This window comes from Mycobacterium sp. MYCO198283 (genome assembly GCF_021213805.1).
GTDB lineage: Bacteria > Actinomycetota > Actinomycetes > Mycobacteriales > Mycobacteriaceae > Mycobacterium.
The window spans coordinates 146144-171401 of sequence record NZ_JAJQJI010000005.1; the positions used below are offsets into that span (position 1 = coordinate 146144).

26 protein-coding genes and 3 tRNA genes are annotated in these 25258 nt (G+C 70.4%); 12 read left to right on the forward strand and 17 right to left on the reverse strand.

The features are described from left to right. Window positions 1–14: 14 nt before the first annotated feature. Both LV457_RS11585 and LV457_RS11590 read right to left on the reverse strand, forming a co-directional pair. Window positions 15–1223: a cytochrome P450 gene (locus LV457_RS11585; protein WP_232171268.1), complete on the reverse strand. Its 1209-nt coding sequence runs from the start codon at window positions 1221–1223 to the stop codon at window positions 15–17. After that, on the reverse strand, window positions 1220–1879 hold the full coding sequence (locus LV457_RS11590; protein ID WP_232171272.1) for a TetR/AcrR family transcriptional regulator: 660 nt from the start codon (window positions 1877–1879) through the stop codon (window positions 1220–1222). Before LV457_RS11590 ends, LV457_RS11585 begins: the two co-directional genes overlap by 4 nt. Window positions 1880–2079: 200 nt before the next feature. Between LV457_RS11590 and LV457_RS11595 the strand changes: the two genes are divergently transcribed. The 4 genes from LV457_RS11595 to LV457_RS11610 are packed head-to-tail and all read left to right on the forward strand — an operon-like array spanning window position 2080 to window position 6163. Then, complete coding sequence (locus tag LV457_RS11595) at window positions 2080–3114, forward strand: phosphotransferase family protein (RefSeq protein ID WP_374198819.1); 1035 nt, start codon at window positions 2080–2082, stop codon at window positions 3112–3114. A 1-nt stretch (window position 3115) separates the two neighbouring features. After that, window positions 3116–3877 (forward strand): SDR family NAD(P)-dependent oxidoreductase, encoded by a 762-nt coding sequence (locus tag LV457_RS11600; RefSeq protein WP_232171276.1) that lies wholly within the window; start codon window positions 3116–3118, stop codon window positions 3875–3877. A gap of 13 nt (window positions 3878–3890) precedes the next feature. Then, window positions 3891–5192, forward strand: a complete 1302-nt coding sequence (locus tag LV457_RS11605) for an acyl-CoA dehydrogenase family protein (RefSeq protein WP_232171277.1) — start codon at window positions 3891–3893, stop codon at window positions 5190–5192. Further along, the gene (locus LV457_RS11610) at window positions 5192–6163 is read left to right on the forward strand and encodes an NADPH:quinone oxidoreductase family protein (RefSeq protein WP_232171279.1); all 972 of its coding nucleotides are present in this window, start codon (window positions 5192–5194) and stop codon (window positions 6161–6163) included. The genes LV457_RS11605 and LV457_RS11610 overlap by 1 nt, the downstream gene beginning before the upstream one ends. A gap of 170 nt (window positions 6164–6333) precedes the next feature. Here the strand turns inward: LV457_RS11610 and LV457_RS11615 are convergent, their stop codons facing one another. Genes LV457_RS11615 through LV457_RS11635 form a run of 5 tightly spaced genes read right to left on the reverse strand, consistent with a single transcriptional unit; the run spans window position 6334 to window position 13630 of the window. Then, window positions 6334–8280, reverse strand: a complete 1947-nt coding sequence (locus LV457_RS11615; protein WP_232171281.1) for a glycosyltransferase family 39 protein — start codon at window positions 8278–8280, stop codon at window positions 6334–6336. Continuing rightward, the gene (locus tag LV457_RS11620; protein WP_232171283.1) at window positions 8277–9542 is read right to left on the reverse strand and encodes a bifunctional glycosyltransferase family 2/GtrA family protein; all 1266 of its coding nucleotides are present in this window, start codon (window positions 9540–9542) and stop codon (window positions 8277–8279) included. Before LV457_RS11620 ends, LV457_RS11615 begins: the two co-directional genes overlap by 4 nt. A 44-nt stretch (window positions 9543–9586) precedes the next feature. Continuing rightward, the gene (locus LV457_RS11625) at window positions 9587–11413 is read right to left on the reverse strand and encodes a glycosyltransferase family 39 protein (protein ID WP_232171285.1); all 1827 of its coding nucleotides are present in this window, start codon (window positions 11411–11413) and stop codon (window positions 9587–9589) included. A gap of 41 nt (window positions 11414–11454) precedes the next feature. Then, a complete protein-coding gene (locus LV457_RS11630; RefSeq protein WP_232171286.1) occupies window positions 11455–12948 on the reverse strand; it encodes an ATP-binding protein in 1494 nt (497 codons plus the stop codon). Next, window positions 12926–13630, reverse strand: coding sequence for a response regulator transcription factor (locus tag LV457_RS11635; protein ID WP_232171494.1), 705 nt, complete (start codon window positions 13628–13630; stop codon window positions 12926–12928). Before LV457_RS11635 ends, LV457_RS11630 begins: the two co-directional genes overlap by 23 nt. 179 nt (window positions 13631–13809) lie before the next feature. Here LV457_RS11635 and LV457_RS11640 point away from each other — a divergent pair, with 179 nt between their 5' ends. Then, window positions 13810–14379, forward strand: coding sequence for a hypothetical protein (locus LV457_RS11640; RefSeq protein WP_232171288.1), 570 nt, complete (start codon window positions 13810–13812; stop codon window positions 14377–14379). On the opposite strand, the gene LV457_RS11645 is transcribed toward LV457_RS11640, so the two are convergent. Together LV457_RS11645 and LV457_RS11650 are read right to left on the reverse strand one after the other, a co-directional pair. After that, a complete protein-coding gene (locus LV457_RS11645) occupies window positions 14376–14765 on the reverse strand; it encodes a nuclear transport factor 2 family protein (protein ID WP_232171290.1) in 390 nt (129 codons plus the stop codon). The genes LV457_RS11640 and LV457_RS11645 overlap by 4 nt on opposite strands. A gap of 28 nt (window positions 14766–14793) precedes the next feature. After that, on the reverse strand, window positions 14794–15195 hold the full coding sequence (locus LV457_RS11650; RefSeq protein WP_232171292.1) for a hypothetical protein: 402 nt from the start codon (window positions 15193–15195) through the stop codon (window positions 14794–14796). Between the two features lie 143 nt (window positions 15196–15338). Between LV457_RS11650 and LV457_RS11655 the strand changes: the two genes are divergently transcribed. Beyond that, window positions 15339–16115 (forward strand): acyl-[acyl-carrier-protein] thioesterase, encoded by a 777-nt coding sequence (locus tag LV457_RS11655; protein ID WP_232171293.1) that lies wholly within the window; start codon window positions 15339–15341, stop codon window positions 16113–16115. A gap of 17 nt (window positions 16116–16132) precedes the next feature. Here the strand turns inward: LV457_RS11655 and LV457_RS11660 are convergent. Next, window positions 16133–16205 (reverse strand) — tRNA-Arg (locus LV457_RS11660). Between the two features lie 36 nt (window positions 16206–16241). After that, window positions 16242–16328, reverse strand: a tRNA-Ser gene (locus LV457_RS11665). A 56-nt stretch (window positions 16329–16384) separates the two neighbouring features. On the opposite strand from LV457_RS11665, the gene LV457_RS11670 reads away from it, so the two are divergent. Together LV457_RS11670 and LV457_RS11675 are read left to right on the forward strand one after the other, a co-directional pair. Continuing rightward, window positions 16385–17449 (forward strand): pyridoxal phosphate-dependent aminotransferase, encoded by a 1065-nt coding sequence (locus LV457_RS11670; protein ID WP_232171294.1) that lies wholly within the window; start codon window positions 16385–16387, stop codon window positions 17447–17449. Beyond that, complete coding sequence (locus LV457_RS11675) at window positions 17446–17913, forward strand: DUF4334 domain-containing protein (RefSeq protein WP_232171295.1); 468 nt, start codon at window positions 17446–17448, stop codon at window positions 17911–17913. Before LV457_RS11670 ends, LV457_RS11675 begins: the two co-directional genes overlap by 4 nt. Here LV457_RS11675 and LV457_RS11680 read toward each other — a convergent pair. After that, the gene (locus tag LV457_RS11680) at window positions 17910–18488 is read right to left on the reverse strand and encodes a TIGR03086 family metal-binding protein (protein WP_232171296.1); all 579 of its coding nucleotides are present in this window, start codon (window positions 18486–18488) and stop codon (window positions 17910–17912) included. The genes LV457_RS11675 and LV457_RS11680 overlap by 4 nt on opposite strands. A 108-nt stretch (window positions 18489–18596) precedes the next feature. Here LV457_RS11680 and LV457_RS11685 point away from each other — a divergent pair, with 108 nt between their 5' ends. Both LV457_RS11685 and LV457_RS11690 read left to right on the forward strand, forming a co-directional pair. Continuing rightward, complete coding sequence (locus tag LV457_RS11685) at window positions 18597–19421, forward strand: crotonase/enoyl-CoA hydratase family protein (RefSeq protein ID WP_232171298.1); 825 nt, start codon at window positions 18597–18599, stop codon at window positions 19419–19421. After that, complete coding sequence (locus LV457_RS11690; protein ID WP_232171300.1) at window positions 19418–20092, forward strand: NAD(P)-dependent oxidoreductase; 675 nt, start codon at window positions 19418–19420, stop codon at window positions 20090–20092. The genes LV457_RS11685 and LV457_RS11690 overlap by 4 nt, the downstream gene beginning before the upstream one ends. A 249-nt stretch (window positions 20093–20341) precedes the next feature. On the opposite strand, the gene LV457_RS11695 is transcribed toward LV457_RS11690, so the two are convergent. After that, the gene (locus tag LV457_RS11695; RefSeq protein WP_232171302.1) at window positions 20342–20641 is read right to left on the reverse strand and encodes a hypothetical protein; all 300 of its coding nucleotides are present in this window, start codon (window positions 20639–20641) and stop codon (window positions 20342–20344) included. A 588-nt stretch (window positions 20642–21229) separates the two neighbouring features. Then, window positions 21230–21769, reverse strand: coding sequence for a hypothetical protein (locus LV457_RS11700; RefSeq protein WP_232171304.1), 540 nt, complete (start codon window positions 21767–21769; stop codon window positions 21230–21232). A 331-nt stretch (window positions 21770–22100) separates the two neighbouring features. Between LV457_RS11700 and LV457_RS11705 the strand changes: the two genes are divergently transcribed. Beyond that, window positions 22101–22427 carry a hypothetical protein gene (locus LV457_RS11705; protein WP_232171306.1) on the forward strand — a complete coding sequence of 109 codons (327 nt, stop codon included), beginning with the start codon at window positions 22101–22103 and terminating at the stop codon, window positions 22425–22427. On the opposite strand, the gene LV457_RS11710 is transcribed toward LV457_RS11705, so the two are convergent. Together LV457_RS11710 and LV457_RS11715 are read right to left on the reverse strand one after the other, a co-directional pair. Further along, window positions 22406–22495, reverse strand: a tRNA-Ser gene (locus tag LV457_RS11710). The two genes, LV457_RS11705 and LV457_RS11710, sit on opposite strands and share 22 nt — an antisense overlap. Window positions 22496–22516: 21 nt before the next feature. Beyond that, complete coding sequence (locus LV457_RS11715) at window positions 22517–23008, reverse strand: MarR family winged helix-turn-helix transcriptional regulator (protein ID WP_232171307.1); 492 nt, start codon at window positions 23006–23008, stop codon at window positions 22517–22519. A gap of 64 nt (window positions 23009–23072) precedes the next feature. On the opposite strand from LV457_RS11715, the gene LV457_RS11720 reads away from it, so the two are divergent. Next, complete coding sequence (locus LV457_RS11720; RefSeq protein ID WP_232171310.1) at window positions 23073–24047, forward strand: NAD(P)H-quinone oxidoreductase; 975 nt, start codon at window positions 23073–23075, stop codon at window positions 24045–24047. A gap of 12 nt (window positions 24048–24059) precedes the next feature. Here LV457_RS11720 and LV457_RS11725 read toward each other — a convergent pair whose 3' ends face one another. Continuing rightward, on the reverse strand, window positions 24060–25256 hold the full coding sequence (locus tag LV457_RS11725; protein WP_232171313.1) for a cysteine desulfurase-like protein: 1197 nt from the start codon (window positions 25254–25256) through the stop codon (window positions 24060–24062). Between the last annotated feature and the right edge of the window lie 2 nt (window positions 25257–25258).

Here is a 25258-nt window from a genome sequence, read left to right on the forward strand (position 1 = left end):
CGGCTGGTGACCGGTCACCACGTGACGGGCAGCTCGTAGAGTCCGTAGGCCAACGCGTCGTGCTTGAACGGCAGGTCGTCGACGTCGACGGCGAGCGTCAGGGTCGGGATGCGTCGGAACAGCGTCGGCAGCACGATCTGCAGCTCCATGCGCGCCAACTGCTGGCCGACACACAGGTGGCGGCCGTACCCGAAGCCGACATGCGGGCCGTCCTGGCGCTGCAGGTCCAACCGGTCGGGCTCGGGGAACTGGCGCGGATCCCAGTTCGCGGGCGCGACGTCGAGGATGATGCCCTCACCGGCGCGGATCACCTCGCCGCCCACCTCGATGTCCGCGGTGGCGATGCGGCGCTGGCCGGTCTGGATGATGCTGCAGAACCGCATCAGCTCCTCGACGGCGGTCGCGATGGCCTTCGGGTCGTCGGTGTCGCGCAGCAGCGCCAGCTGGTCCGGATTCTGCAGCAGCGCAACGATACTGACGGCGATCTGCCCGGCGGTGGTCTCATGGCCGGCGATCAGCACGCCCGTCGCGAGCTGCGCTGCCTCGCGCACCGAGATCTCCCCCGCCTTGACGCGCTCGGCCAGGTCGGACACCAGGTCCTCGGCGGGGTCGTCCTGCTTCGCTTCGATCAGCTTGATGAGGTACTTGAACAGCGCCCCGGCGCCCTTGGCCGCGTCCTCGGCGCTCGCAAAGCGGTTCATGCCGCGGTTGGCCTCGGTCTGGAAGAACTCGGCATCCTCGTACGGCACCCCGAGCATCCGGCTGATCACCAGCGACGGAACCGACAGCGCGAGCCCTTCGACGAGGTCGGCCGGCTTCGGGCCGGCGAGGATGGCGTCGATCTGCTCGTCGGTGATCTGCTGGACCGCCGGTCGCAGCGCCTCGACCCGCTTGTAGGTGAACGGCCGCGACAGCATCCGGCGGTAGCGGGTGTGCTCCTCGGCGTCGGAGGTGAACACCGAACGCGGCCGCTTGTGCACCGTGGCCTGCATGCCCTCGTTCCAGTGCGGATAGCCGGGCAGCCGGTCGTCCACGCTGGCCCGGCTGTCGCCGAAGACGGCGCGGATCGCCTCGTACCCGTGGATGAGCCACGGGGTGCTGCCGTCCCAGATGCGCACCTTCGTCAGCTGCCGGTGCTCGTTGAGGGCGCGCGACTCCGGCGGCGGGGCGAGCGGGCACCCCGGCGCGCGGCTCAGCGGAAAGTCGAGCACGGTGTCGGTCATGAGGCTCCTTGGTCGGGGGCGTGGACGGGCGCTTGCCAGAGCCCGACGATCGCGTCGGTCAGCCCCTCGGCGGCTTGCGCCCACCGACTCGGCGACCCCTGGCGGGACAGCTGTTCCTCGTACTCGGCGCAGGTGTGCATCAGCAGGTTGCGCGCCATGACGGCGCGCTCGGAGCGGACGCGTCGCGGCAGTTCGGGCAGGCAGCGGGTGATGCCGTCGACGGCTTGTACGAGCAGCGGCGAACTCAACGCGTCCTGGGTGACGACCTGCCGGTACGCCGGATCGGCCATGGCCTGCGCCGCGAAACGGGCGTACCAGGACGGCGTGCCCAGCTCCGCGAGGTGGTCGGTGAGCGGCCGCACCAGCACGCCGACCCAGTCGCGCAGCTGCGTCGAGCCCTCGATGTCGGCCATGCGCTGTGCGCGGAGCGCGTCGATCGGTGCGCGGTGCTTGCTCTCGATGGCGCGCAGCAAGTCGGTGCGGGTGCCGAAGTGATAGCAGGCGGCGGCGTTGTTGCCCTGCCCGGCGGCCTCGCTGATCTGCCGGTTCGACACCGCGTACATGCCGCGCTCGGCGAACAGCCGTTCGGCCGCTTGGAGGAGCGCTTCACGCGTGGCTTCGGAGCGGCCGGTGCTCAACACCCGGGCTGCGGTCACCTGGCCAGTAGACCGCGTGGCGATCGTTAAATCAAGCGCTTTATTTATTGACCGGCCCGTTCGGGGGGGCAGTGGCCCGCGACACTCAACTCACGCACGGGACACGCCGGACCACGTCGCAGTGGCGCACGTTTCGGCAATTTCGGCCCCCGGGTGCAAAGCGCCGAAAACGGCGTTCTGATATGGCAGAATCTTGTTCTGTGAGTACCGCGATCGACACGGCCGCGCTCGGTCGTTGGCTGGACGCCCAGGGCGCGCCCGGCGACGGCGAGCAGCCCGTCTTGAGTCCACTCACCGGCGGCTCGCAGAACACCTTGTTCCTCGTCACGCGAGGGGGCGCTCGGATGGTGATCCGCATGCCCGGTCCGCGCGCCGATGCCGCGCGGCTCGACGGGCTGCGGCGGGAGATCCGGCTGGTCAGCGCACTCAAGGGCACCGACGTCCCGCATGCGGAATTGATCGCCGCCGACGAGACCGGCGATGTGCTGGGCCAGCCGATGTACGTCATGGCGGCCGTCGACGGCTGGAACTCCACGGGCGACCGGTGGCCGCCGCCGTTCGACACCGACCTCGACGCGCGCCGCGGGCTCGCGTTCCAGCTCGTCGAGGGCGCCGCGAGGCTCGGCCGGGTGGACTGGCGGGCGCAGGGACTCGAGGGTTTCGGCCGCCCCGAGGGCTTCCACGACCGCCAGGTCGACCGCTGGCTGAGCTTCCTGCAGGCCTATCAGGTGCGCGAGCTTCCCGGGCTCGACGTCGCCGCCGACTGGTTGCAGAAGCATCGGCCCACGCACTACCGGCCCGGCATCATGCACGGCGACTACCAGTTCGCGAACGTCATGTATGCGCACGGCACGCCCGCGCGGCTGGTCGCGATCATCGACTGGGAGATGACCACCGTCGGCGATCCGCTGCTCGACCTGGCGTGGGCGCTGCTGGGCTACGACGGCGAATTCCCGCGGACCGAGGGCTATTACGCCGATCTCACCGGTATGCCCACCCGCACCGAACTGCTCGAGCACTATGAGACCGTCAGCGGCCTGTCCACCGCGAGCATCGACTACTACCTGGTGCTCGCCAACTGGAAGCTCGGAATCGTGCTCGAGAAGACGTACGCCGCCGCGGTCCGCAGCGGCTGGAGCGATTCCCCCATCGCCGCGGCGATGGGGCCGATGATCCCCGACCTGATCGCCACGGCAGCGGAGCTCGCACGCTCACTGCCGCACGGGCCCCGCTGAGATGGCCTGGGTGGAACGGCTTTTCGACCTCACCGACCGCGTCGTCCTGGTCACCGGTGGCAGCCGGGGGCTGGGCCGGGAGATGGCGTTGGCCGCGGCCCGCTGCGGTGCCGAGACCGTGATCGCCAGCCGCAAGTACGACAACTGTGCGACGACCGCGGCGCAGATCGAGGCCGAGACCGGCCGGGTATCGATGCCCTACGCGGTGCACGTCGGCCGGTGGAACGAGCTCGACGGCCTCGTGGACGCCGTCTACGACCGCTTCGGCAAGGTCGACGTGCTGGTCAACAACGCCGGCATGTCGCCGGTGTACGACAAGCAGACCGACGTCACCGAGAAGATGTTCGACGCCGTGGTGAACCTGAACCTCAAGGGCCCCTTTCGGCTGTCGGCGCTCATCGGTGAGCGCATGGTCGCCGCCGGGCGCGGCGTCATCGTCAACGTCAGCACCCACGGCTCGCTCAAACCGCACCCGACGTTCATCCCGTACGCCGCGTCGAAGGCCGGCCTGAACACCATGACCGAGGCGCTCGCCATGGCGTTCGGGCCCGCCGTGCGCGTCAACACCCTGATGCCCGGACCGTTCCTCACCGACATCAGCAAGGCGTGGAACGTCGATGGCGTCCAGAACCCGTTCGCCGGCGCCGCCCTGCAACGGGCCGGCAACCCGTCCGAAATCGTCGGCGCCGCGTTGTTTCTCATGTCGGACGCGTCGAGCTTCACCACCGGGTCGATCGTGCGGGCCGACGGCGGCACCGTATGAGGAAGGCAAGCTGATGGCGTGGGACTTCTCCACCGAACCGGAGTTCGAGGCGGTCCTTGCCTGGATTCGCGACTTCGTCCGCGACGAGGTCGAGCCGCTCGACGTGCTGTTCCCAGGCTGCGCGTTCCTGCCGCTCGACGACGAACGCCGGGCGATCGTCGACCCGCTCAAGCAGCAGGTCCGCGATCGGGGGCTGTGGGCGCCGCACCTCGGCCCGGAATTGGGCGGCCAGGGCTTCGGCGCGGTCAAGCTGACGCTGATCAACGAGATACTGGGCCGCAGCGGCTGGGCGCCCATCGTCTTCGGCACCCAGGCACCCGACACCGGCAACGCCGAGATCCTCGCGCGCTTCGGCACCGACGCGCAGAAGGAGCGTTACCTCGCCGGACTGCTCGGCGGCGAGATCTTCTCCTGCTTCTCCATGACCGAGCCGCAGGGCGGCGCCGATCCGCGGGTATTCACCACCCGCGCGGTCCGCGACGGCGACGATTGGGTGATCAGCGGCCGAAAGTACTTCTCGTCCAACGCATCCGTGGCGTCCTTCTTCATCGTCGTCGCCGTCACCGACCCGGACGTGCCCATCCACCAAGGGGCGTCGACGTTCCTGGTGCCGGCCGGTACGCCCGGCCTCGTCATCGAGGCGACGCACCAGCTGTTCGGCGCCGACCCGCACGACCCCGGTCACTCGCTGGTCCGCTACGACGACGTGCGGGTGCCCGCCGATGCGCTGCTGGGTGAGCCCGGCCAAGGCTTCCACGTCGCGCAATCGCGGCTGGCGGGCGGGCGGCTGCACCACGCGATGCGCACCATCGGCCTGGCGCAAAAGGCGATCGACATGATGGCGGTGCGCGCGAAAAGCCGCTTCACACAAGGCAGTCCACTCGCGGACAAGCAGCTGGTGCAGCAGCACATCGCCGACTCCTACACCGAGCTGATGCCCTTCCGGCTGGCGGTGCTGCACGCGGCGTGGCTCATCGACACCGGCGGCGAGCGGGCGGCCCGCGCGGCGATCGGCGCCTGCAAGATCCTGTCGGCCACGGTGCTGCAGTCGATTGCGCTGCGGGCCATCCAGGTGCACGGCGCGATGGGCGTGAGCGACCAGCTACCGTTGGCGAACATGCTGCTCGGTGGCGTCGTGCTCGGGCTGGCCGACGGGCCGACGGAGGCGCACAAGGTGAACCTCGCGAAACTGCTGCTGAAGTCGTATGCGGCCGAGGACCCGGAGTGGCCGAGCGAATTCCTCGAGAAGCGCATCGCCGCCGCCGAGGCGAAGTACCCGCAGTTCGCGGGCCGGATCCCGGTGGTGCCCCGCTGATGCGCGCCGTCGTCTGCCAGGCTTACGGGCCGCCCGAAGATCTCGTCGTGATGGACGTCCCGCAGCCGGCGCCGGGTGCGGGGCAGGTGCTGGTTCAGGTGCGGGCCGCAGCCGTGAACTTCACCGACGTGCTGTTCATCCAGGGCAAGTACCAGGTGCAGGTCCCGGTGCCGTTGACGCCCGGCAGCGAGTTCGCCGGCGTCGTCGCCGCCGTGGGCGACGGGGTGAACCTGGCGCCGGGCACCCGGGTGATCGGCTCGACGTTCGTCGGCGCGTTCGCCGAGTACGCCGTCGTCGATGCTGCGGCCTGCACGCCCATCCCCGACGGGGTCGACGATGCGGAAGCGGCCGCCTTCGGCGTGACTTACCGGACGGCGTATCACGCGCTGCGCTCGGTGGCCGGTGTGCAGGCCGGTGACTCGGTGGTGGTGCTCGGCGCCGCCGGCGGGGTGGGCCTGGCCGCCGTCGACCTGGCGGTCGGCATGGGTGCCCGCGTCATCGCCGCCGCGTCGTCGCCGGAGAAGCTGGAGCTGTGCCGCGGGCGCGGGGCTGCCGCCGTCGTCGACTACGCGCGGGAGCAGCTGCGCGACCGCATCAAGGAGCTCACCGACGGCGGCGCGCACGCGGTGCTGGACCCCGTCGGCGGGCCGTACGCCGAGCCCGCGCTGCGCGCCATCCGCCGCGGCGGCATCTTCGTCACGCTCGGCTACGCGTCGGGCGTCATCCCGTCGATTCCGCTGAACCTGGTGCTGCTCAAGGCGATCACGGTGCGCGGCATGGAGATCCGCTCGTTCACCACCGATTACGCCGACGACGCCGCCCGCGACATCGCCGAGCTGTCAGCGATGTTCGCCGCGGGCGCCATCCGCCCCTGTGTGGGCGCGCGCTTCCCGTTGGCCGAGGCGCCGGCGGCGCTGCGCCACGTCGCCGATCGCAAAGCGTTGGGGAAAGTCGTCATCGACGTCAGCTGAGGCTGCGTTCCCGGCGTTGATCTCCACCTGCGGGCGATGATCTCCACCTGCGGGCGTTCATCCTCACGCCAGGGCGAGATCTCGGTCGAATTCGCGCCGTGGTGTGGGACTCAACGCCGTGGTGTGGGACTCACCGCCGTGGTGTGGGACTCACCGCCGCCGCGCCACGGTCAGCGGGCGGCATTGCGCAGGTCGTACACCGTCGTGTTGCCCACCTGGTGCGGCGTGAAGTGCTCGGCCACCCATGCGGTGATGGCGCTGCCGGTGCCGCGCTGGCCGCCGGGCCCGCCGCCGCCCGGCCCTTGACCGACGAGGAAGTAGCCGATGTCGCCGTCGGCGACGTAGCGCTGGAACTGCTCGAGCGTCGGAGCCGGGTCGCCGCCGTTGAACCCGCCGATCGCCATCACCGGCTTGCCGGTGCTCAGCTGCAGGCTGCCGGCCAGGTGCGAGCCGACCGTCGCGGCGGCCCACCGGTTTCCGGTGCCCGTCAGCAGGTCCTGCAGCGCGGCGTTGTCCGCTTCGCCGCCGAATCGGCCGCCGCCGGGCCCGCCCGGACCGCCGGGGAACCTCATGCCGTCGGCGCGGGCCGGACCGGAGGTGGGAATGCCACCGCCGTGGGGCTGGGCGACGGTCTCGACGGTGTACGCCGCGGTGCCCGCGAGCCCGACGAGGACGCCCGCAACCGCCAGTGCGGCGGTGTAGCGGCCCAACCGGTGACCGCCGACCGCGATCACGGCGGCGAGCAGGATCGCCGCGACGAGCACCACCCACCGCAGCCACGGCTGCCACTCCGGCGTGCGGTCCAACAGCACGAAATTCCACGCGCCGGTGGCGGCCAGCATCACCGCAGCGATCAGCCGCGACGCGAATCGTGCTCTGCCACGCCAGCATTCCACGGCCGTGAGGGCGACGACGGCAGCCACGGCGGGCGCGAGTGCCACCGTGTAGTAGGGGTGCATGATGCCCTTCATGAAGCTGAACACCAGGGCGGTGACCAGCAGCCAACCGCCCCACAGCAGCAGCGCCGCCCGGGTCCGATCGGTGCGGGGCGCCCGCCGCGTGAACCACACGCCGGCGATCAGCCCGATGAGCGCCGCGGGCAGCAGCCACGAGATCTCGGTGCCCATCGACTCGCCGAACATGCGGGTGATGCCGGCGTGGCCGCCGAACATCGAACCGCCGCCGGGCATTTCACCGCCGGGCATCCCCTCCGGCGGGCCACCGGGCATCCCCTCCGGCGGGCCACCCATCGGATCGCGCGAGGTCGGGTTGCCGTCACCGCCGAACACGCGGCCCAGGCCGTTGTAGCCGAGCGCCAACTCCAGCAGGCTGTTGTCCGTCGACCCGCCGATGTAGGGCCGCGACGCAGCGGGCCACAGGCTCACCAGCGCCACGAACCAACCGCCGGACACGATCATCGCGACCGCGCCGGCCGCCAGGCTGCCGACCCGTCGCCACCAGCCGCCCGGCGCCGCGACCAGCACCACCAGCGCGAGCGCCGGCACCGTGAGGAACGCCTGCAGCATCTTGGTGAGGAACGCGAACCCGATCGCCGTGCCCGCGATCACCATCCAGCGGGTCGTCGATCCCTCGACGGCGCGCACCGTGCAGTAGGCGGCGGCGACCAGCAGCAGCACCAGCAGCGCGTCGGGGTTGTTGTACCGAAACATCAACGCCGCCACCGGCGTCAGCGCGAGCGCCGACCCGGCGAGCAGGCCAGCGACCGGACCACTGACCCGGTTGACCGCGGCGTACAGCAGTGCCACCGCCGCGACGCCCATGAGTGCCTGCGGCACCAGCATGGACCAGGTGTTGAAGCCGAACAGCCGGCCGGACAGGCCCATCACCCACAGCGCCGCGGGCGGCTTGTCGACGGTGACGGTGTTGCCGGGATCGAGTGAGCCGAACAGCAGCGCGGTCCAGTTCTGGGTGCCCGCCTGCACCGCTGCGGCGTAGAACTCGTTGCCCCACTTCGACGCGCCGAGGCCCCACAGGTACAGCACGGCGGTTCCGGCGAGCAGCGCCCAGTAGGCGGGCCGGAGCCAGCGGGCCGGCGTGGGCGGGCCGTCGGCGTCGCCGGGTCCGGCGTCGGGACGGACGCGGTCGATGACCGTCATCGGGTGACCTCCAGGGTGTTGTGCCGGCGGCGGGGATGGAACACCCAGCCGCGCAGCAGGACGAAACGGACGGCGGTGGCGAGCAGATTGGCCGCGACCAGGACGACGAGCTCCAGCCACCGCTGCGGTTCGGCGAGCGCATGCAGTGCGGCGAGCGCGCCGCTGGTCAGGGCGAGTCCGATCGCGAAGACGACGATGCCCTCGAACTGGTGGCGGCCGGCGCCGGCCCGGCCGCGGATGCCGAAGGTGAACCGCCGATTGGCCGCGGTGTTCGCGACGGCCGTCAGCAGCAGCGCCACCAGGTTGGCGCCCTGGGCCCCCAGCCCGCCGCGCAGCGCCACGAACAGCAGCAGGTAGGCGAGCGTCGAGAGCACGCCGATACCGGCGAACCGCACGGCCTGCCGCAGCAGCGACGACGGCGCCGTGGTCGCCGTCGCGGGACGCAACTGCGCGGCGATGGTCGCCACCGGGATCTCGCCGGTCGCGAAGCCCTTCGCCAGCCGGGCGACGCCCCGCAGGTCGGCGAGCGCGGTGGCGACGATGTCGACCTTGCTGTTCGGGTCGTCGACCCAGTCGACGGGCACCTCGTGGATGCGCAGCCCGCTTCGTTCGGCGAGCACCAGCAGTTCGGTGTCGAAGAACCAGCCGGTGTCGCGGACGTGCGGGAGCAGCTGCCGGGCGACGTCGGCGCGGACCGCCTTGAAGCCGCACTGCGCGTCGGTGAAGCGGGCCGACAGCGTCGAGCGCAGGATCAGGTTGTAGCAGCGGGAGATCACCTCGCGTTTGGCGCCGCGGACCACCCGGGCGCCGTGGCCCAACCGGGTGCCGATCGCGAGGTCGGAGTGACCGGAGATCAGCGGCGCCACCAGCGGTGCCAGCGCCGCCAGGTCGGTGGACAGGTCGACGTCGGTGTAGGCGACGATTGCGGCGTCGGAGTGCGTCCACGCCTCGTGCAGCGCATGGCCGCGGCCCTTGCGCTCCAGCCGGACGGCCCGGACGCCCGGCAGCTCACCGGACAGCGCCGCGGCGACGGCGGGCGTGGCGTCGGTGCTGGCGTTGTCGGCGATCGTGATGCGCCAGCTGAACGGGAACTGCTCGGTGAGGTGACGGTGCAGCCGGCGGATCGAATCCGCCAGTGCCGCTTCCTCGTTGAACACGGGGACGACAACGTCGAGGACGGGGACTCCGCGCGCCGCCGCGTCGGCGGCGGCGTTGGTCCGCGGCCGGGAGGCGATGCGCTCGGGGATGGCGGTCGTGGTCATGACTCGATGGTGGGTGTGGGCGTTGTGCCGAGCTTGGGCGCGCGCTATGCGCCGGCTGTGAATCGCGGGGCGGTGAGGTCGTAGACCGTGACGCCGTCGACGTCGCGCGCCGAGAAGTGGGCCGCCACCCACGCGTCGATGCGGGTCGCCGCGTCGCTGCCGCCTCGCGCCCGCGACGCCATGTGCACCAGGGGGCTTCCGAGGTAGTAGTGGATCCGGCGCTGGGCGACCAGCTCGATGAACCGCTCGAGCGTCGGCGCCGGGTCCGTGCCGTTGAAGCCGCCCACCGCGAGCACCGGGGTGCCCGTGGCCAATTGGTAGCCGGCCGCGGTGTTCGAGCCCACCACCGCCGCCGTCCACGTGTACGCGTCGGCGTCGGCGGCGAGCAGCGACGTGACCGCGGCGGGCGGGGTCGTGGCACCGAGCAGGCCTCCCATCGGGCCGCCGCCGTCGGCCTGCCGGCCGTGAGCCGGTCCGACGTCCGGCACCGCGCCGCGATGCGGGGTCGCCGCGGTCGCCACCGTGTAGGCGGCGGTCGGTGCCAGCGCCGCGACGACGGCCACCGCCGCGATCGCACGCGTCACCGCGACGGGGGTGCGGCCGGCGAACACCAGAGCCGCCGCCGGCAGTCCCACGACCGCGACCAGCCACGGCAGCCACGGCAGCCACGCCGGTGTGCGGTGAAGCAGCACGACGCCCAGCGTCACCGTCAGCGTTGCCATGCCGGCGAGGGCGGTGGCCGCTGGCAGCGCGGCGCGGCGGGCCCACAGCAGCGCCGCGCCGGTGGCCGTCGACGCGGCGACCGCGGGCGCGAGCGCCACCGTGTAGTACGGGTGCACGATGCCGTTCATGGCGCTGAACACCGCCGCGGTGACCGCGAGCCAACCACCCCACAGCAGCACGGCGGCACGCACGCGGTCGGTGCGCGGGGCCCGGCGGGTGAGCAGGAGTCCGGCGGCGGTGGCGATCGCCGCCGCCGGCAGCAGCCAGGCGATGTGGCCGCCCATCTGCGGCCCGAACAGCCGTGCCCAGCCGACGTCGTGGTTGAGGTTGCCCAGACCACCGGTCTCCGCGCCGGTGAGCCGCCCGACGCCGTTGTACCCGAGCGTCAGCTCCAGGATCGAATTGTGTTGCGAACCACCGATGTACGGGCGGGCGTCGGCCGGCCACAGCGCCACGACCGCGAGATACCAACCGGCCGAGACCATCAGCGCTGCCGCGGCGGCGGCCGAGCGCCACAGCCTGGTCCGCAGCGGCGCGGGCGCCGCCAGCAGGTAGACCGCGCCGAACACCGGCAGCACGAGGAACGCCTGCAGCATCTTCGCGAGGAAACCGAACCCGAGCGCGACGCCCGCGAGCGGCAGCCACCACGCCGCGCTGCCGGGTTCGATCGCGCGCAGCACGCAGTAACCGGCCTTCACCAGCAGCAACACCAGCAGCGCGTCGGGGTTGTCGAACCGGAAGATCAGCGCCGCAGCCGGGGTGAGCGCCAGGATCGCACCGGCCAGCAGTCCGGCGCCGGGTCCGGACACGCGGCGGACCGCGGCGTACAGCAGCGCCACCGCGGCCACGCCCTCGACCGCCTGCGGCGCGAGCACCGCCCACGAGTTGACGCCGAACAACCGCACGGACAGGTCCATCACCCACAGCGCCGCCGGTGTCTTGTCGACGGTGATGGCGTTGGCGGCGTCGCTGGAGCCGAAGAACATCGCCGTCAGGTTCTGCGACCCGGCCTGCGCGGCCGCCGCGTAGTACGCGTTCGCCCAGCCGCTGTCGGACAGCCGCCACAGGTACAGCGCCGCCGTGCCCGCGAGCAGCGCCAGCACGCGCAGCCGATGGGCACGCGACGGTGGTCGCGCCGCGAAAGCCATGCCACCATGCTCGAGTGCGGAGCTGACCGCCACCTGTGCGGTCACTGTGCGGCGGCTGTGCGCGGCAGCCGGACGGTGAACACCGTCTCGCCGGGCGTGCTGCGCAGTGCGATGTGCCCGCCGTGGGCGCGGACCACCGCCGCGACGATCGCCAGTCCGAGCCCGGTACTGCCCGCCTTGCGGGAGCGCGACGTGTCGCCGCGGGCGAAGCGCTCGAACACCTGCGGCTGCAGCGCGGCCGGGATGCCGGGGCCGTCGTCGGCCACCTCGATAATCGCGGCCGCGGCGTCGGCACTCAGTGACACCGTGACCGACGTCCCGGGCGGCGTGTGCACGCGGGCGTTGGTCAGCAGGTTGCCGATCACCTGGTGCAGCCGCGTCGCGTCGCCGATGACGACTACGGGATCGTCGGGTAGCTCGAGGTTCCAGTCGTGGTCCGGTCCGGCGACATGGGCGTCGCTGACCGCGTCGACGACGAGCTGCGACAGGTCGACCGGCTCACGTTCCAGCGGCCGCCCGGAGTCGAGCCGCGCGAGCAGCAGCAGGTCCTCGACGAGGTGGGTCATCCGCCCGGCCTCCGACTCGACACGGCCGATCGCGTGCGCCACCTCGGGCGGCAGCTCCTCGCCGGCGCGCTGCGCCAGCTCGGTGTAGCCGCGGATGGCAGTGAGCGGCGTCCGCAGCTCGTGGCTGGCGTCGGCGACGAACTGCCGCACGCGGGTCTCGCTCTGCTGACGCGCGGACAGCGCGGCGGCGATGTGGTCGAGCATCCGGTTGAGCGCCAGCCCCATCCGGCCGACCTCGGTGTTGGGGTTGGCGTCGGCCTCCGCGACGCGGACCGGCAACGCGACCTCGCCCCGGTCGAGCGGCAGCCCGGCGACGCGGCCCGCGGTGTCGGCCACCCGGTTCAGCGGTGTCAGCGCGTGGCGGATGATCACCGCGCCGACGGTGGCGGCCGCCGCCAGCGCCGCCGCGGTGACCACGCCGAAGATGACGAGGACGCGCAGCAGCGTGTCGTCGACCTCGGCGAGCGGCAACCCCACCACGACGGTGTCGCCGGCGGGCGTCGGCTCGGCCACCACGCGGTAGCGACCGAGCCCGTCGATGTCGCGGGTGTCGGGCCTGCGGTCGGCCGGGACGGCGGCGAGCTGCGCCTCGGCGGCGGCGGTCAGCGCCTGCCGCTCGCCGGTGCGGCTGAGGTAGCCCGCGGCCCGCGGCGCTCCGTCGGACACCACGGCCGCGACGAGCCCGACCGGCTGGGCGGGCGCGTCGAGGAACTCCGGCCCCGGCCCCGGGCGGGGAAAGGGCCGAGCCGCCCGCCACGGCGGTGGCGGGGGCGGCGGCTCGCCGAACATCACCGCGGACCGGCGCCCGACCTCGTCGAGTCGTTCGTCGAGCTGGTGAACGAGGTACTGGTAGAGCGCGAGTTCGGTGGCCGCCGCGATGCCGACGCACACCGTCGCCAGCAGCAGGATTTGGCCGGCGAGCAGCCGCGCCCGCAGCGACCAGCCGCTAAGGAGCCGGCTTGAGGACATATCCGGCGCCGCGCAGCGTGTGGATCATCGGCTCCCGGCCGCTGTCGATCTTCTTCCGCAGGTAGGAGATGTAGAGCTCGACGATGTTGGAGCGGCCGCCGAAGTCGTAGCTCCAGACGCGGTCGAGGATCTGCGCCTTGCTGAGCACCCGCTTGGGGTTGCGCATCAGGAACCGCAGCAGCTCGAACTCGGTGGACGTCAGGGAGATCGGCTCGCCGCCGCGCGTCACCTCGTGGCTGTCCTCGTCGAGCACCAGGTCGCCCACCACGATGCGGGCGCCGCTGTCGGAGGTGGTGACCCCGGTGCGGCGCAGCAGTGCCCGCAACCGCAGCACCACCTCTTCGAGGCTGAACGGCTTGGTGACGTAGTCGTCGCCGCCGGCGGTCAGGCCGGCGATGCGGTCTTCGACGGCGTCCTTGGCGGTGAGCAGCAGCACCGGTACTGCGGGGTGGTCGCGGCGCAGGCGTTGCAGCACCTCCAGGCCGCTCATGTCCGGCAGCATGACGTCGAGCACCACCGCGTCGGGCCGGGCGTCACGGGCGGCGGCGAGCGCCGAGGCGCCGTCGGCGGCGGTTGTGATGCTCCAGCCCTCGTAGCGCAGCGCCATCGCGACCATGTCCGCCAGCACCGCTTCGTCGTCGACGACCAAAATGCTGATCGGCTTGCCGTCGGCGCGGCGCATCACCACCCGCTCCGCGGGCGCCGTCGCGCGAGGGCTCTGCGTGCTCATATCCCTCGAGTATGTCGCCGCCGCTGGGCCGGTCCTAGGCGGCTGCTGTGCGTCTGCTGTGAACAGCGGACCATATGGGGCGCTCACGGCCGTCACAGCGCACACACATCGCGGACCGCCACGGTGGGTGCATGACGACGACACCACCGACCTCGCACGACGTCCCGCCGGCCTGGGGCGCGCCGCCCGCCGCGCCCAACGGCTGGTCCCGAAAGACGACGCTGGCCGCCGCGGGCATCGCCGTGGTGCTCGCCGCCGGCGGCGGCGCCGTCATCTACGCCGCAACCCGCGACGATGCCACGCACGCCGGGATGGAACCGGGCATGGGCGGCGGCCAGGGCATGGCGCCGCCCGGCGCAGCCGGTCAGGGCGGTCCGGGTATGCGTTCCGGCGGCCCCGGCATGGGACCCGACCCGGGGATGGGGCCGGGCGGCGGCGAGCCACCGCTGCACGGCGAGTTCGTCGTCGCCGACGGCAATGGCGGCTACCGCACGACGGTCACCCAGACCGGCACGCTCACCGCCGTCACCGACACCTCGATCACCGCGAAGAGCGAGGACGACTACACCCGCACCTACGTGCTCGACACGTCCACCCAGACCCGTTCCCGGGACCGGCTGCAGGTCGGCGACACCGCGGCTATCACCGCGACGGTCACCGACGGCAACGCCGTCGCCACGACGGTTGCGGAGATGGGCTAGGGGCGCCCGGCCTGCTGCAGCAACTCCGCCATCTTCGGTATGACCGTCTGCAGCGCCTTGAACGGCCGCAGCATCACCTTGAAGGCGTCGATCTCGCCGTCGTCGTTCCAGGAGATGATGTCGACCCCGTTGACGTGGATGCCGTCGACCTCGGTCTCGAACTCCAGCACCGCCGATCGCTCGCCCCGCCACTGCTCGACGTAGCGGAAATCCGGGCCGCCGAGCAGCGTCGCCGCCGCCGACAGGTAGGCCAGCGTTGTGGCCTTGCCCCGCTGCGGGGTGAAGACCGCGGGCGAGGAGAACACCGCGTCCTCGGCGAGCAGGTCGGCGATGGCGGCGGTGTCGCCGCTCTCGGCGACGGCGATCCAACGGTCGATGACGGTCATGGCCGAAGTGTGGCAGGTGGCCGCGCGTTCAACGCCGGGTCCCGTGCGCCTTGACGAGTTTCTCGATGGCCCAGAACATGTTGCGTGCCTCGCCGCCGCCGGCCGGATAGCCGACGTAGACGTCGCTGTCGCCGACGTACACCGTGATCGTGTAGTGCTTGCGGCCGCGGCTGCGTGGACGGTGCGCCGGCACGTGCAGGGTGCGGTCGGCGGGCAGCTCGGGCTGCCCGGGCTCACCGACGCCGATGTCCAGGAACACCCGGGCGTTGTCGAGCGGTATCGGGATGGGCGCCAGGTACGCGCGGCGCTCCTCGGGGGTGTCGAGCAACCGGAACTGCGGATCGGAGACGTAGCGCTGCGCAAACAGCGTGCCGTTCTCGACGAAGAGCCCGTGGCAGTGCGGCCGGAACGCCTCCCGCCAGATGCCCATTCGCGTACTCCCCGATCGTCAGCCGGCCTGCACCGAGTCCACAGTGAATCACGTCGCTGCCGGCGCGGTGAGCAGCGTCGAGCGACCCTGCCGGCGTGCAGTAGCGTCGGTTCCGCCATTGGACAGCGATCAGGAGGCGCGTCGTGCCGCCCAGCACCGAACTCACGTCGCCCCTGGCCGAACTGCCAGACCACGGCTACGTCTACCGCACCTCCTGGCCCGTCGCGACCTACGACATGGACACGTCGCAGCACCTCCGGCTCGACGGCGTGGCCCGCTACATCCAGGAGGTCGGCGCCGAGAACCTCACCGACGCCGGCATGGCGGACGTCCACCCGCACTGGATCGTGCAACGCACGGTCATCGACGTCATCCAGCCGATCGCATGGCCGGCCGTCATCTCGTTCCAGCGCTGGTGCTCGGGCATGTCGACGCGCTGGTGCACCATGCGCGTCCGGCTCGACGGCGACGACGGCGGCCGCATCGAGACCGAGGGCTTCTGGATCAACATGAACAAGGAGACGCAGACGCCGTCGCGCATCTCCGACGACTTCTTCGACCGGTTCGCCACCACCACCGACAACCACCGGCTCAAGTGGCGGCCGTGGCTCGACACGCACGTGGAGTCCGACACCGTGACGCCGTTCCCGCTGCGCGTCACCGACATAGACCACTTCCGGCACGTCAACAACACCGTCTACTGGCACGCCATCCACGAGGTGCTGGCGAGCGCACCGGAATTCGAGCGCGCGCCGTATCGCGCCGTGCTGGAGTACCGCCAGCCGATCCAGCCGCAGGAGGCCGTCGAGTTGCATTCGGCCGTGCGCGACGACGGGCTGCGGATCTGGTTCGTCGTGGCCGGCGAGGCGCGGGCCTGTGCGCTGGTGCGGCCGCTCGCCGGCGATGCGCAACGCGGCTGAAAATCGGCGACAGTGGGTGCGCCCGAAGGGATTCGAACCCCTAACCTTCTGATCCGTAGTCAGATGCTCTATCCGTTGAGCTACGGGCGCCTGGTGTTCAGTTGTGTGGCTGACATGTCAGCGCAGCGGAGGCGAGAGGATTTGAACCTCCGGTCCCCGTGAAGGGACAACTCATTAGCAGTGAGTCCCAATCGGCCGCTCTGGCACGCCTCCAACGACGAATTACCGCCGAGGGCACAGCGTACACAAGCCTCACTATGCTGGTCCAAATGACCGCCCGTCTGCGCCCTGAGCTGGCCGATCTTCCGGCCTACACGCCGGGCAGGACCGTTCCGGGCGCCATCAAGATCGCCAGCAACGAGACGGTGCACGGGCCGCTGCCGAGCGTGCGCGCCGCGGTCGCCGACGCGCTGCAGACCATCAACCGCTACCCCGACAACGGTTGTCTGGAGCTGCGGGAGACCCTGGCCAAGCACCTGGCCGACGGCGCATTCACGCCCGAGCACATTTCGGTGGGCTGCGGTTCGGTGAGCCTGTGCCAGCAGCTCATCCAGATCACCGCCTCGGTGGGCGACGAGGTGGTGTTCGGCTGGCGCAGCTTCGAGGTGTACCCGCTGCAGGTGCGGGTCGCCGGCGCGACGCCGGTGCAGGTGCCGCTGCGCGACCACACCTTCGACCTCGACGCGATGCTCGCCGCGGTCACCGACCGGACGCGGCTGATCTTCGTCTGCAATCCCAACAACCCGACCTCGACGGTCGTCGATCCCGATGCGCTGCGCCGCTTCGTCGCCGCCGTGCCGTCGCACATCGTCATCGCGATCGACGAGGCCTACGTCGAATACATCCGCGACGGCTTGCTCCCCGACAGCCTCGGCCTGGCGCGCGACCACGACAACGTCGTCGTGCTGCGGACGTTTTCGAAGGCCTACGGGCTCGCCGGGCTGCGGGTGGGGTACGCCGTCGCCGACCCCGAGATCGTCACCGCATTGGGCAAGGTGTACGTGCCGTTCACGGTGACCAGCGTGTCGCAGGCGGCGGCGATCGCCTCACTGTACGCCGCCGAGGAGTTGTTGGCCCGCACCGACGCGGTCGTCGCCGAGCGCGCCCGCGTGAGCGCGGCGCTGCGCGAGGCCGGCTACCCGCTGCCGCGCTCGCAGGCGAACTTCGTCTGGCTGCCGCTGCCCGGACGCGCTCGGGAGTTCGCGGGCGCCGCGGCGAACGACCGCGTGATCGTCCGCCCCTACGGTGACGACGGCGTGCGGGTCACCGTCGCCGCACCCCACGAGAACGACGCGTTCCTCGACGTCGCCCGCCACTGGAAAGGATCCGCATGACCAGCACCCGCACCGCCCGGGAGATTTTCACGGAGCTGAAGGGCCGTGACGAGCTGACCGACGCCGAACTCGACGAGTACTGGTCGACGCTCACCCCGGTCACCATCGACGACATGATCGGCGAGTGGCGGGGCGGCGAATTCCACACCGGGCACCCGGCGAACGGTTTCATGAACCGGCTCAACTGGTTCGGCAAGACGTTCGTGTCGGCCACCGACGCCAAGCCGCTGGTGTGCCTGGACGCCGACGGCAACCGCTTCTCCAACACCGAGGCGATGAAGGGCGAGGCCAGCCTCTGGATGGAGGAGTTCCGCGGCGAGGTCACCGCGACGATGGTCTATGACGGCCGGCCCGTGCACGACCACTTCAAGCGCATCGACGACCACGCCGTCATGGGCATCATGAACGGCAAGGGTGCTGTGGTCGACGGGCGCTACCTCTACTTCTGGCTCGAACGCGTCTAGTTCGGTCGGCGGCCGCTGAAGGCCAGCAGCTTGTGCAGCGCGGGCGCGTCGTCGGCGACCTCCACCGGGTCGTCGAACCCGGCCTGGCGACGGGCCTCCGGGGTCAACGTGCGGCGCATCACGTCGAGCACGTAGTCCGCGAGCGAATCGGGCACGTCGAGCGGGCGGCCCACCGCCGTCGCGTAATCCCAGGCGTGGATCAGGAACTCGACGCTCAGGATGCCGGCGACCATGCGGGCGGGCAGCTCGTTGCCACCGATCGTGATCGAGCCGTCGAGCCCGCGGCGGTGCCAGGCGTCGACGGCGGGCCTCGCCGCCGCGATGATCCGGCGGTCGACGGCCTCGTCGGGGCCGGGATCGGAGATCTGCGCACCGGCCGCGCCACCCAGCGCCGTCAGCGAACGCAGCAGGTGGTCGGTGAGCGCCGCAACGTCGTAGTCGCTACACGGCGTCGGCTTCGACAGGTCGTCGGCGGCGATGCCGTGCACCGCCTGCTGCAGCACCGCGAGCGTCGCCTCGGCGCTGCGCAGCTCGTCGCTGGGCGGAGACGCGGGTCCCGAACGCAGATCGGCCATGGGCGTAACGGTACCCACCGCACCGGCTGACGATCCGCCGACTCGGCTGTTCTGCGGGCCGACGTCGTCGAGGTCGGCGTCGCGGCCGCGCCCGTATACATTGCGCTCATGAGCGAGCACTACGAGGCGGTCACCGTCGAGGTGAAGGACCGCGTCGCCACCGTCACGCTGATCGGCCCGGGCAAGGGCAACGCCATGGGGCCGGCGTTCTGGGCGGAGCTGCCGGTGGTCTTCGAGTCGCTGGACGCCGATCCCGACATTCGCGCGATCGTGCTGACCGGGTCGGGCCGGAACTTCAGCTACGGCCTCGACCTCATGGCGATGGGCGGTTCGATCTCGCAGGCCATGGCGGACGGCGGACTCGCCCGGCCGCGCACCAATTTCCATGCCGAGGTGCTGCGGCTGCAGAAGAGCATCAGCGCGGTCGCCGACTGCCGGACACCGACCATCGCGGCGGTCTCCGGCTGGTGCATCGGCGGCGGGGTCGATCTGATCAGCGCGGTCGACATCCGCTACGCCAGCGCCGACGCGAGATTCTCCGTCCGCGAGGTGAAGCTCGCGATCGTCGCCGACGTGGGCAGCCTCGCGCGGCTGCCGCTCATCCTGCACGACGGCCACCTGCGGGAATTGGCGTTGACCGGCAAGGACATCGACGCCGCCCGGGCCGAGAAGATCGGCCTGGTGAACGACGTGTTCGCCGACCAGCAGGCCTGCCTCGACGCCGCGTACACGACGGCCGCCGAGATCGCGGCGAACCCGCCGCTGACCGTGCGGGGCGTCAAGGACGTCCTCGATCAGCAGCGCACCGACCGCGTGGCGGCGAGCCTGCGCTACGTCGCGGCCTGGAATGCGGCATTCCTGCCGTCGAAGGACCTCACCGAGGGCGTGCAAGCGACCTTCGAGAAGCGTCCGCCGAACTTCACGGGCGAGTGACACGGCTGGCGGTTACCGGCGCCGACGGGACCGTCGGCCGGGCGTTGCGCGCGGCGCTGCCCGCCGAGGTGACCGTGGTGCCGGTCCGCCTGCCCGACTACGAGGGCGAGATGGTCGGCGCTGACGCGGTGCTGCACCTGGCGTTCGCCACCGGACCGCCATCGGAGCCCGAACACTTCACCTCGCCGCACCGCAACCCCGTCAACACCGTGCTGTTCGTGCAGGCGCTGCGTGGCGCACTGACGGCGGGTGTCCCGATGTTCTTGCACGCCAGCAGCATTCACGTCGAGGACACGCTGCACTATGGCGGGCCGCCGCTGCGTGCGCTGCCCAAGCAGTTCGCCACGGCGGCCGCCAGTGGCTACGGCCGGTCGAAGCGCCAGCAGGAGGAGGCGCTGCAGGCGTCGGCCGACAGGTTCCCGCACGGCGCGGTGAGTCTGCGGCTGGGCGCGGTGACCGCCGACAACCGGCCGCCCATCTCGGACGACCCGGCGCTCGCCGAGCACGAGCGGCGGGTGTTCTGCGACCGGCGAGACCTGGCGGCCCTGGTGGTGGCAATACTGGCGGCGCGGCGGCCCGGCTATTCCGTCGTCTATGCGGTCTCCGACAACGCCGGGCGGTTCCATGACCTGTCGAACCCGTTCGGCTGGGCGCCGGCACCTCGGCAATAGCGGCCGCTCGTGCGACGCCGGTGGTTCGGCTACAGCTCCCGGGTGTAGTCGTTGAACGACTGTGGCCAGGAAGCGCAGCGCGTGACCGACGTCGTGCTGGTCAGCGCGTCAGAAACGAATCGAACAACTTTTGGCGGAGGAAACGGGATGGCTTTCGAACCTCTCGCCAGAGACGAAGCGCCTGCTGAGCCGCAGCAATGACAGCTAGCTTCGAGCGACGTGTGCGTGGAACGTGCTCACAGCACTTGACTAGAGGGCACCGGGCAGACGGCTACTGCCTGTTTCACCTGGTGCGACTCGCCACCCTCGGCGCATGTCAATGATCGCCTCGCCCCCGAAGTCATCACCCGCGCCGTGCAGGACGAAGACCCGTTTGTCGAACGTGAGATTGCACGTCCGCGGAATGCCGTCGTCGTCCGCCGCCTTACCGGTGAACAACAGCAGGCCTTTCTCAGGTATCGGCGCATCGACGCTGCGTATCCAGGGACCCCATTCGATGTCAACGTGGTGCACTTCGTCGATATGCTCCGCCGTCGGCTTCACCTTCATCCATACCGGCCCTGAGTACTGGGCGAGCCAAACTGCAGCGTGGAACCTGCTGGGACCCGCATGATCAAGCGCCCAGGGATCCCAACGCGCTCGCCACAAGCTGCGTATCGCCACCTCGACCCAACCCTCGCCTTCATACAAGCGATCTAGGTGCGCAGCGTATTGCAAAGGCGGGAGCGTCTGACCCGTTTCGTAACGTGCCAGCTGCGATTTCGATAGCACGACGCCGAACGCCGGCTGGGATTCCTGCTGTTCGCTAGACGGCGGAGCCCCCGCCGACCACGAAGATGCCGCAACCTGGTGCCGCGCCACAAACACCGCCAGCACCAAAGTAACCAGGTCCTCCCGCTCCCGTCAGCGCCGCACCGACCCGGTCGTTGATCGACATGCGTCGCTCATTCTAAGCTCAGCCGTGGAGCTAGGCGTTCATGAGCTCTCGTACACCGGTTCTTGATCGGCCCTGCGCCCCTGCACCTCAGCGGTAGCGGGTCGTGCGGGAAAGAGGCCGCTGCGGGCTCTCGACCGGGTTCCCCGCTGTTGTGCCTCGACGCTGGCTGCTGGATTGGGCCCTGGAGATCGGGGGTGTACTCACTGGTCCTCTTCCCTGAGCTTGCCCAGGAACGTCCGTTCCGGCCGTCCGGCGTCTACCCACGCGTTGTACCCGCGCTGAGCAATGCCGTAGGTGGTCATCAACTCGTGACCCGTCCGTCGGTTCACTACGATCTTGACGCTATCGGTAGGCGTTGTGAAGCCCTCCCGGAATGGATAGTCGATCGCGGGCATGGGTGTAGACCGCTCGTCGTTGGCGGGCAGCACCACCCATCGCCCCTCGAACGCCCGTCGCATTGTCTCGCCAATATAGTAGGCGTACCGCATTGTGGTGTGAATGTTGCTTTCGTTGAAGGCCTCCCGGTGATTGGCGTACATATCAAGGAGCGCGGATTCGACGACTTGGAGCGTGTCAGCCTCAAACATACGCCCCTGAAGTCCGGGTAAGTCGTAGTATGGAAACTCAATATCCATGGCGGCTTCCTGCATCTTCAGCCAGCATTGGAATGTCGGATCGGACTGCGCCTGACGAAAAGCCCTTGTAAGCTGTACTGGCACGTAAGCGGTGACGTCACCCATTGCCCATCGGCCCTTTCCAGACTAGTTATAGTTGACAATGAAACGGCCAGGATATAGCTCCTGGAGGCGCGATAGTTCTCTCAACTCGCGTTCAGAGTACGGATAATTAGCATTCAGTTCGGGAAAGACGACGAGGAGCGGGCCGATGAACGGCTGCGCCGCGTCCTCGCCAGCCAGGCGCCCGCCCTGCGACAAGCCGTCATCAACGGCTTCGCCTTCGATGCCGACGATCTTCGCCGGGTGGCCACGTCCGACACTCTCGACCGGGTGATGCGCAACAGCCTCGCCCTGCTACGGGCTCTATGAGACCGCCCACCATCGCGAGAAGCGCATGTTCAACCAGGGCTTCTTCACCAAGATCTATATCGCGGCGGACGGCAGCGTCGACCGCGCCGAGCTGCAGGAGCCGTTCGTCCAGCTCTTGGCGTGGGACGAGACCGTGACGGTGCTCCGGCAGTCGGAGCCGGTCATTGGTACTCAGACGATGTCCAGGACGCCCCTGACGGCGACGGGCACCGACAATGCCATTGCCGCAGCCGCGATGCTCTCTCGTGGCGAGAAGGCGCAGCGTGAAGAAGCGCAGCGCGTGACCGACGTCGTGCTGGTCAGCACGTCAGAAACGAATCGAACAACTTTTGGCGGTGGCGGAGGGATTTGAACCCCCGGACGGTGTTAGCCGTCTCTCGCTTTCAAGGCGAGTGCATTAGGCCGCTCTGCCACGCCACCGTCGGCAAGCGTAGCGAGCGGTCACCGACTGCGGCCTTGCAGCGCGGTGTTGATGCGCCGGCAGTTTTCTCCGAGCGCCGTCATCTGCGCGCGGGTCAGCTGATCAAGGTAGTGGACGCGGACGCCGCGCCCGTACGTCACTTTTGCCTTGGCGACGAGCGCGCGGCCTTCGTCGGTGATGGTTGCGTTGACGCCGCGGCCGTCCTCTGGGCTGGCCTGGCGCTGCACCAGCCCGTGCGCCTCGAGCCGGCGGATCTGGCGGGTGATGCGGCTCGGCAGCGCCATGAGCGCCTCGGCGAGATCGCCCATGCGCGCCGAGCCCGTGGGCGAACGGTCCAGCAGATCGAGCAGCCGGACGTCGACCAGCGTCACCGTGTGCGCTTCGACGAGTTCCCGGTTCAGCGTCGAGGACAACCGCAGCGCAGCCTCGAGAAAATTTTGCCAAGAGCGGAATTCGGCGATGTCCAGCCCCGGCATCTCACTCGCCGTGCGCCCGGCGATCGTCCCCGACATGGGTGCATCCTAAGGCCGTACTCCGACACAGACCACGCAAATGGCAGAGAGTAGCGTTTGACGCATGCTGACGATAGTCGCCGATCCGACCGCCGGGCTGACTGTCCGGGAAGCCCCTGCTGAACACCCGCAGCCGGGCGAAGTGCTGGTCAGGGTTTTTGCCGCCGGAGTCAATAGAGCGGACCTCCTGCAGGCCGCCGGCAACTACCCGCCGCCGCCGGGCGCCAGCGAGGTGCTGGGCATGGAAGTCTCCGGCGTGGTCGCCGAGATCGGCGACCACGTCGACGGCTGGTCCGTCGGAGACCCGGTGTGCGCTTTGCTGGCAGGCGGCGGATATGCGGAATTCGTGCGCGTGCCCGCCGGGCAGCTGATGCCGGTGCCCGACGGATGCGACCTGACCGCCGCGGCCGGGCTGCCGGAGGTTGCGTGCACCGTGTGGTCGAACCTGATGATGACCGCGCGGCTGGCGGCGGGCCAGACGCTGCTGCTCCACGGCGGGGGCAGCGGGATCGGCACCCACGCCATCCAGGTCGCGAAGGCACTCGGCGTGCGCACCGCGGTGACCGCCGGATCGCCGCAGAAGCTGGACGCCTGCCGGGAACTCGGCGCGGACATCTGCATCAACTACCGCGAGCAGGACTTCGTCGCCGCGCTGCACGACGCCACCGACGGTGCGGGCGCCGACGTCATCCTCGACATCATCGGCGCCAAGTACCTCGACCGGAACATCGACGCGCTGGCCATGGACGGCCGGCTCGTCGTGATCGGCATGCAGGGCGGCGCCAAGGGCGAACTGAACCTCGGCAAGCTGCTCGCCAAGCGGGGCGGCGTCTTCGCGACCGCGCTGCGGGCCCGCACGGTGGCGGACAAGTCGGCGATCGTCCGCGAGGTGGTCGAGCACGTCTGGCCGCTGATCGCCACCGGCCGGGTGCGGCCGATCATCGGCGCCGAATTCCCGCTGGCGGAGGCGCAGGCCGCGCACCGGGCGCTGGAAGCCGGCGACGTGACCGGCAAGATCCTGCTGCGCGTCGCCGGGTGAGCCGGCCTGCGCTCAGCCCAGCGACGCGAGCGCCCGGATCAGCTGATCCACTTCGGCCGTCGTCGAATAGTGAGCGAGGCCGATCGTGACCGCCCCGCCGATGTCGTTGACGCCGATGATGTCGAGCACCCGTGAGCTGACGTTCGAGACGGCGCAGATGCCGTTGTCGGCGAGCCGCTTCATCACCCGCTCCGCCGGCACGTCGGACACCGCAAACGACAGCGTCGGGATGCGGACCTCGGGACGGCCGATCACCATGACCAGCGGCAGCGAGCGCAGCGACATCAGCAGGTAGTCGAACACCCGGTCCATGTAAGCGCCCGCGGACCGCATGGAGACGGCGAGCCGCTGGCGGCGACTGCCGACCGCGGACTCGTCGAGGGACGCCAGGTACTCGATGCTGGCGACCATTCCGGCGAGCAGCCCGTACTGGTGCACGCCGATTTCGAGCCGCGCCGGCCCCGTCGCGTACGGGTTGGTCGACACCGACGTCAGCGAGTCGAGCATCGCCGGATCGCGGAATGCCAGTGCACCTACCGGCGGGCCGCCCCATGCCGCGGCGTTGACCGCCACGACGTCGACGTCGACCTCCTGCAGGTCGATGAGCCGGTAGGGCGCGGCGGCCGAATGGTCCACCACGATGAGGCCGCCCGCCTCGTGCACCAGTTTGGCCGCGGGCCGCAGATCCGTCACGGTGCCGACCGTCGCCGACGCGGAAGTCACCGCCACCAGCCGCGTCGACTTGCTGATCAAGGTTTCCCACTGCCAGGTCGGCAGGTCACCGGTCTCGATGTCGACCTCGGCCCACTTCACCTTCGCGCCGTACCGATTGGCGGCGCGTAGCCACGGCAGGATGTTTGCCTCTTCGTCGAGACGCGTCACCACGATCTCGTAGCCCAGCCCGGCGCGCGAGGCGGACGCATCGGCCAGCGAGGACAGCAGCACCGCCCGGTCGGCGCCCAGCACGACGCCCCGCGGATCGGCGTTGACGAGGTCGGCGACGGCCTGCCGGGCCGCCTCGATGACGGCGGCGCTGCGGCGGGCGGCCGGATGCGGTCCGGTGGCGTTCGGCATCGATCCGCGGAACGCCGTCGACACCGTGGTGGCCACCGAGTCGGGAATGAGCATGCCCGCCTGGGCGTCGAAGTGCACCCATCCGTCGCCCAGCGTCGGGTGGAGCCCACGCACCCGGGCGACGTCGAACGCCATTG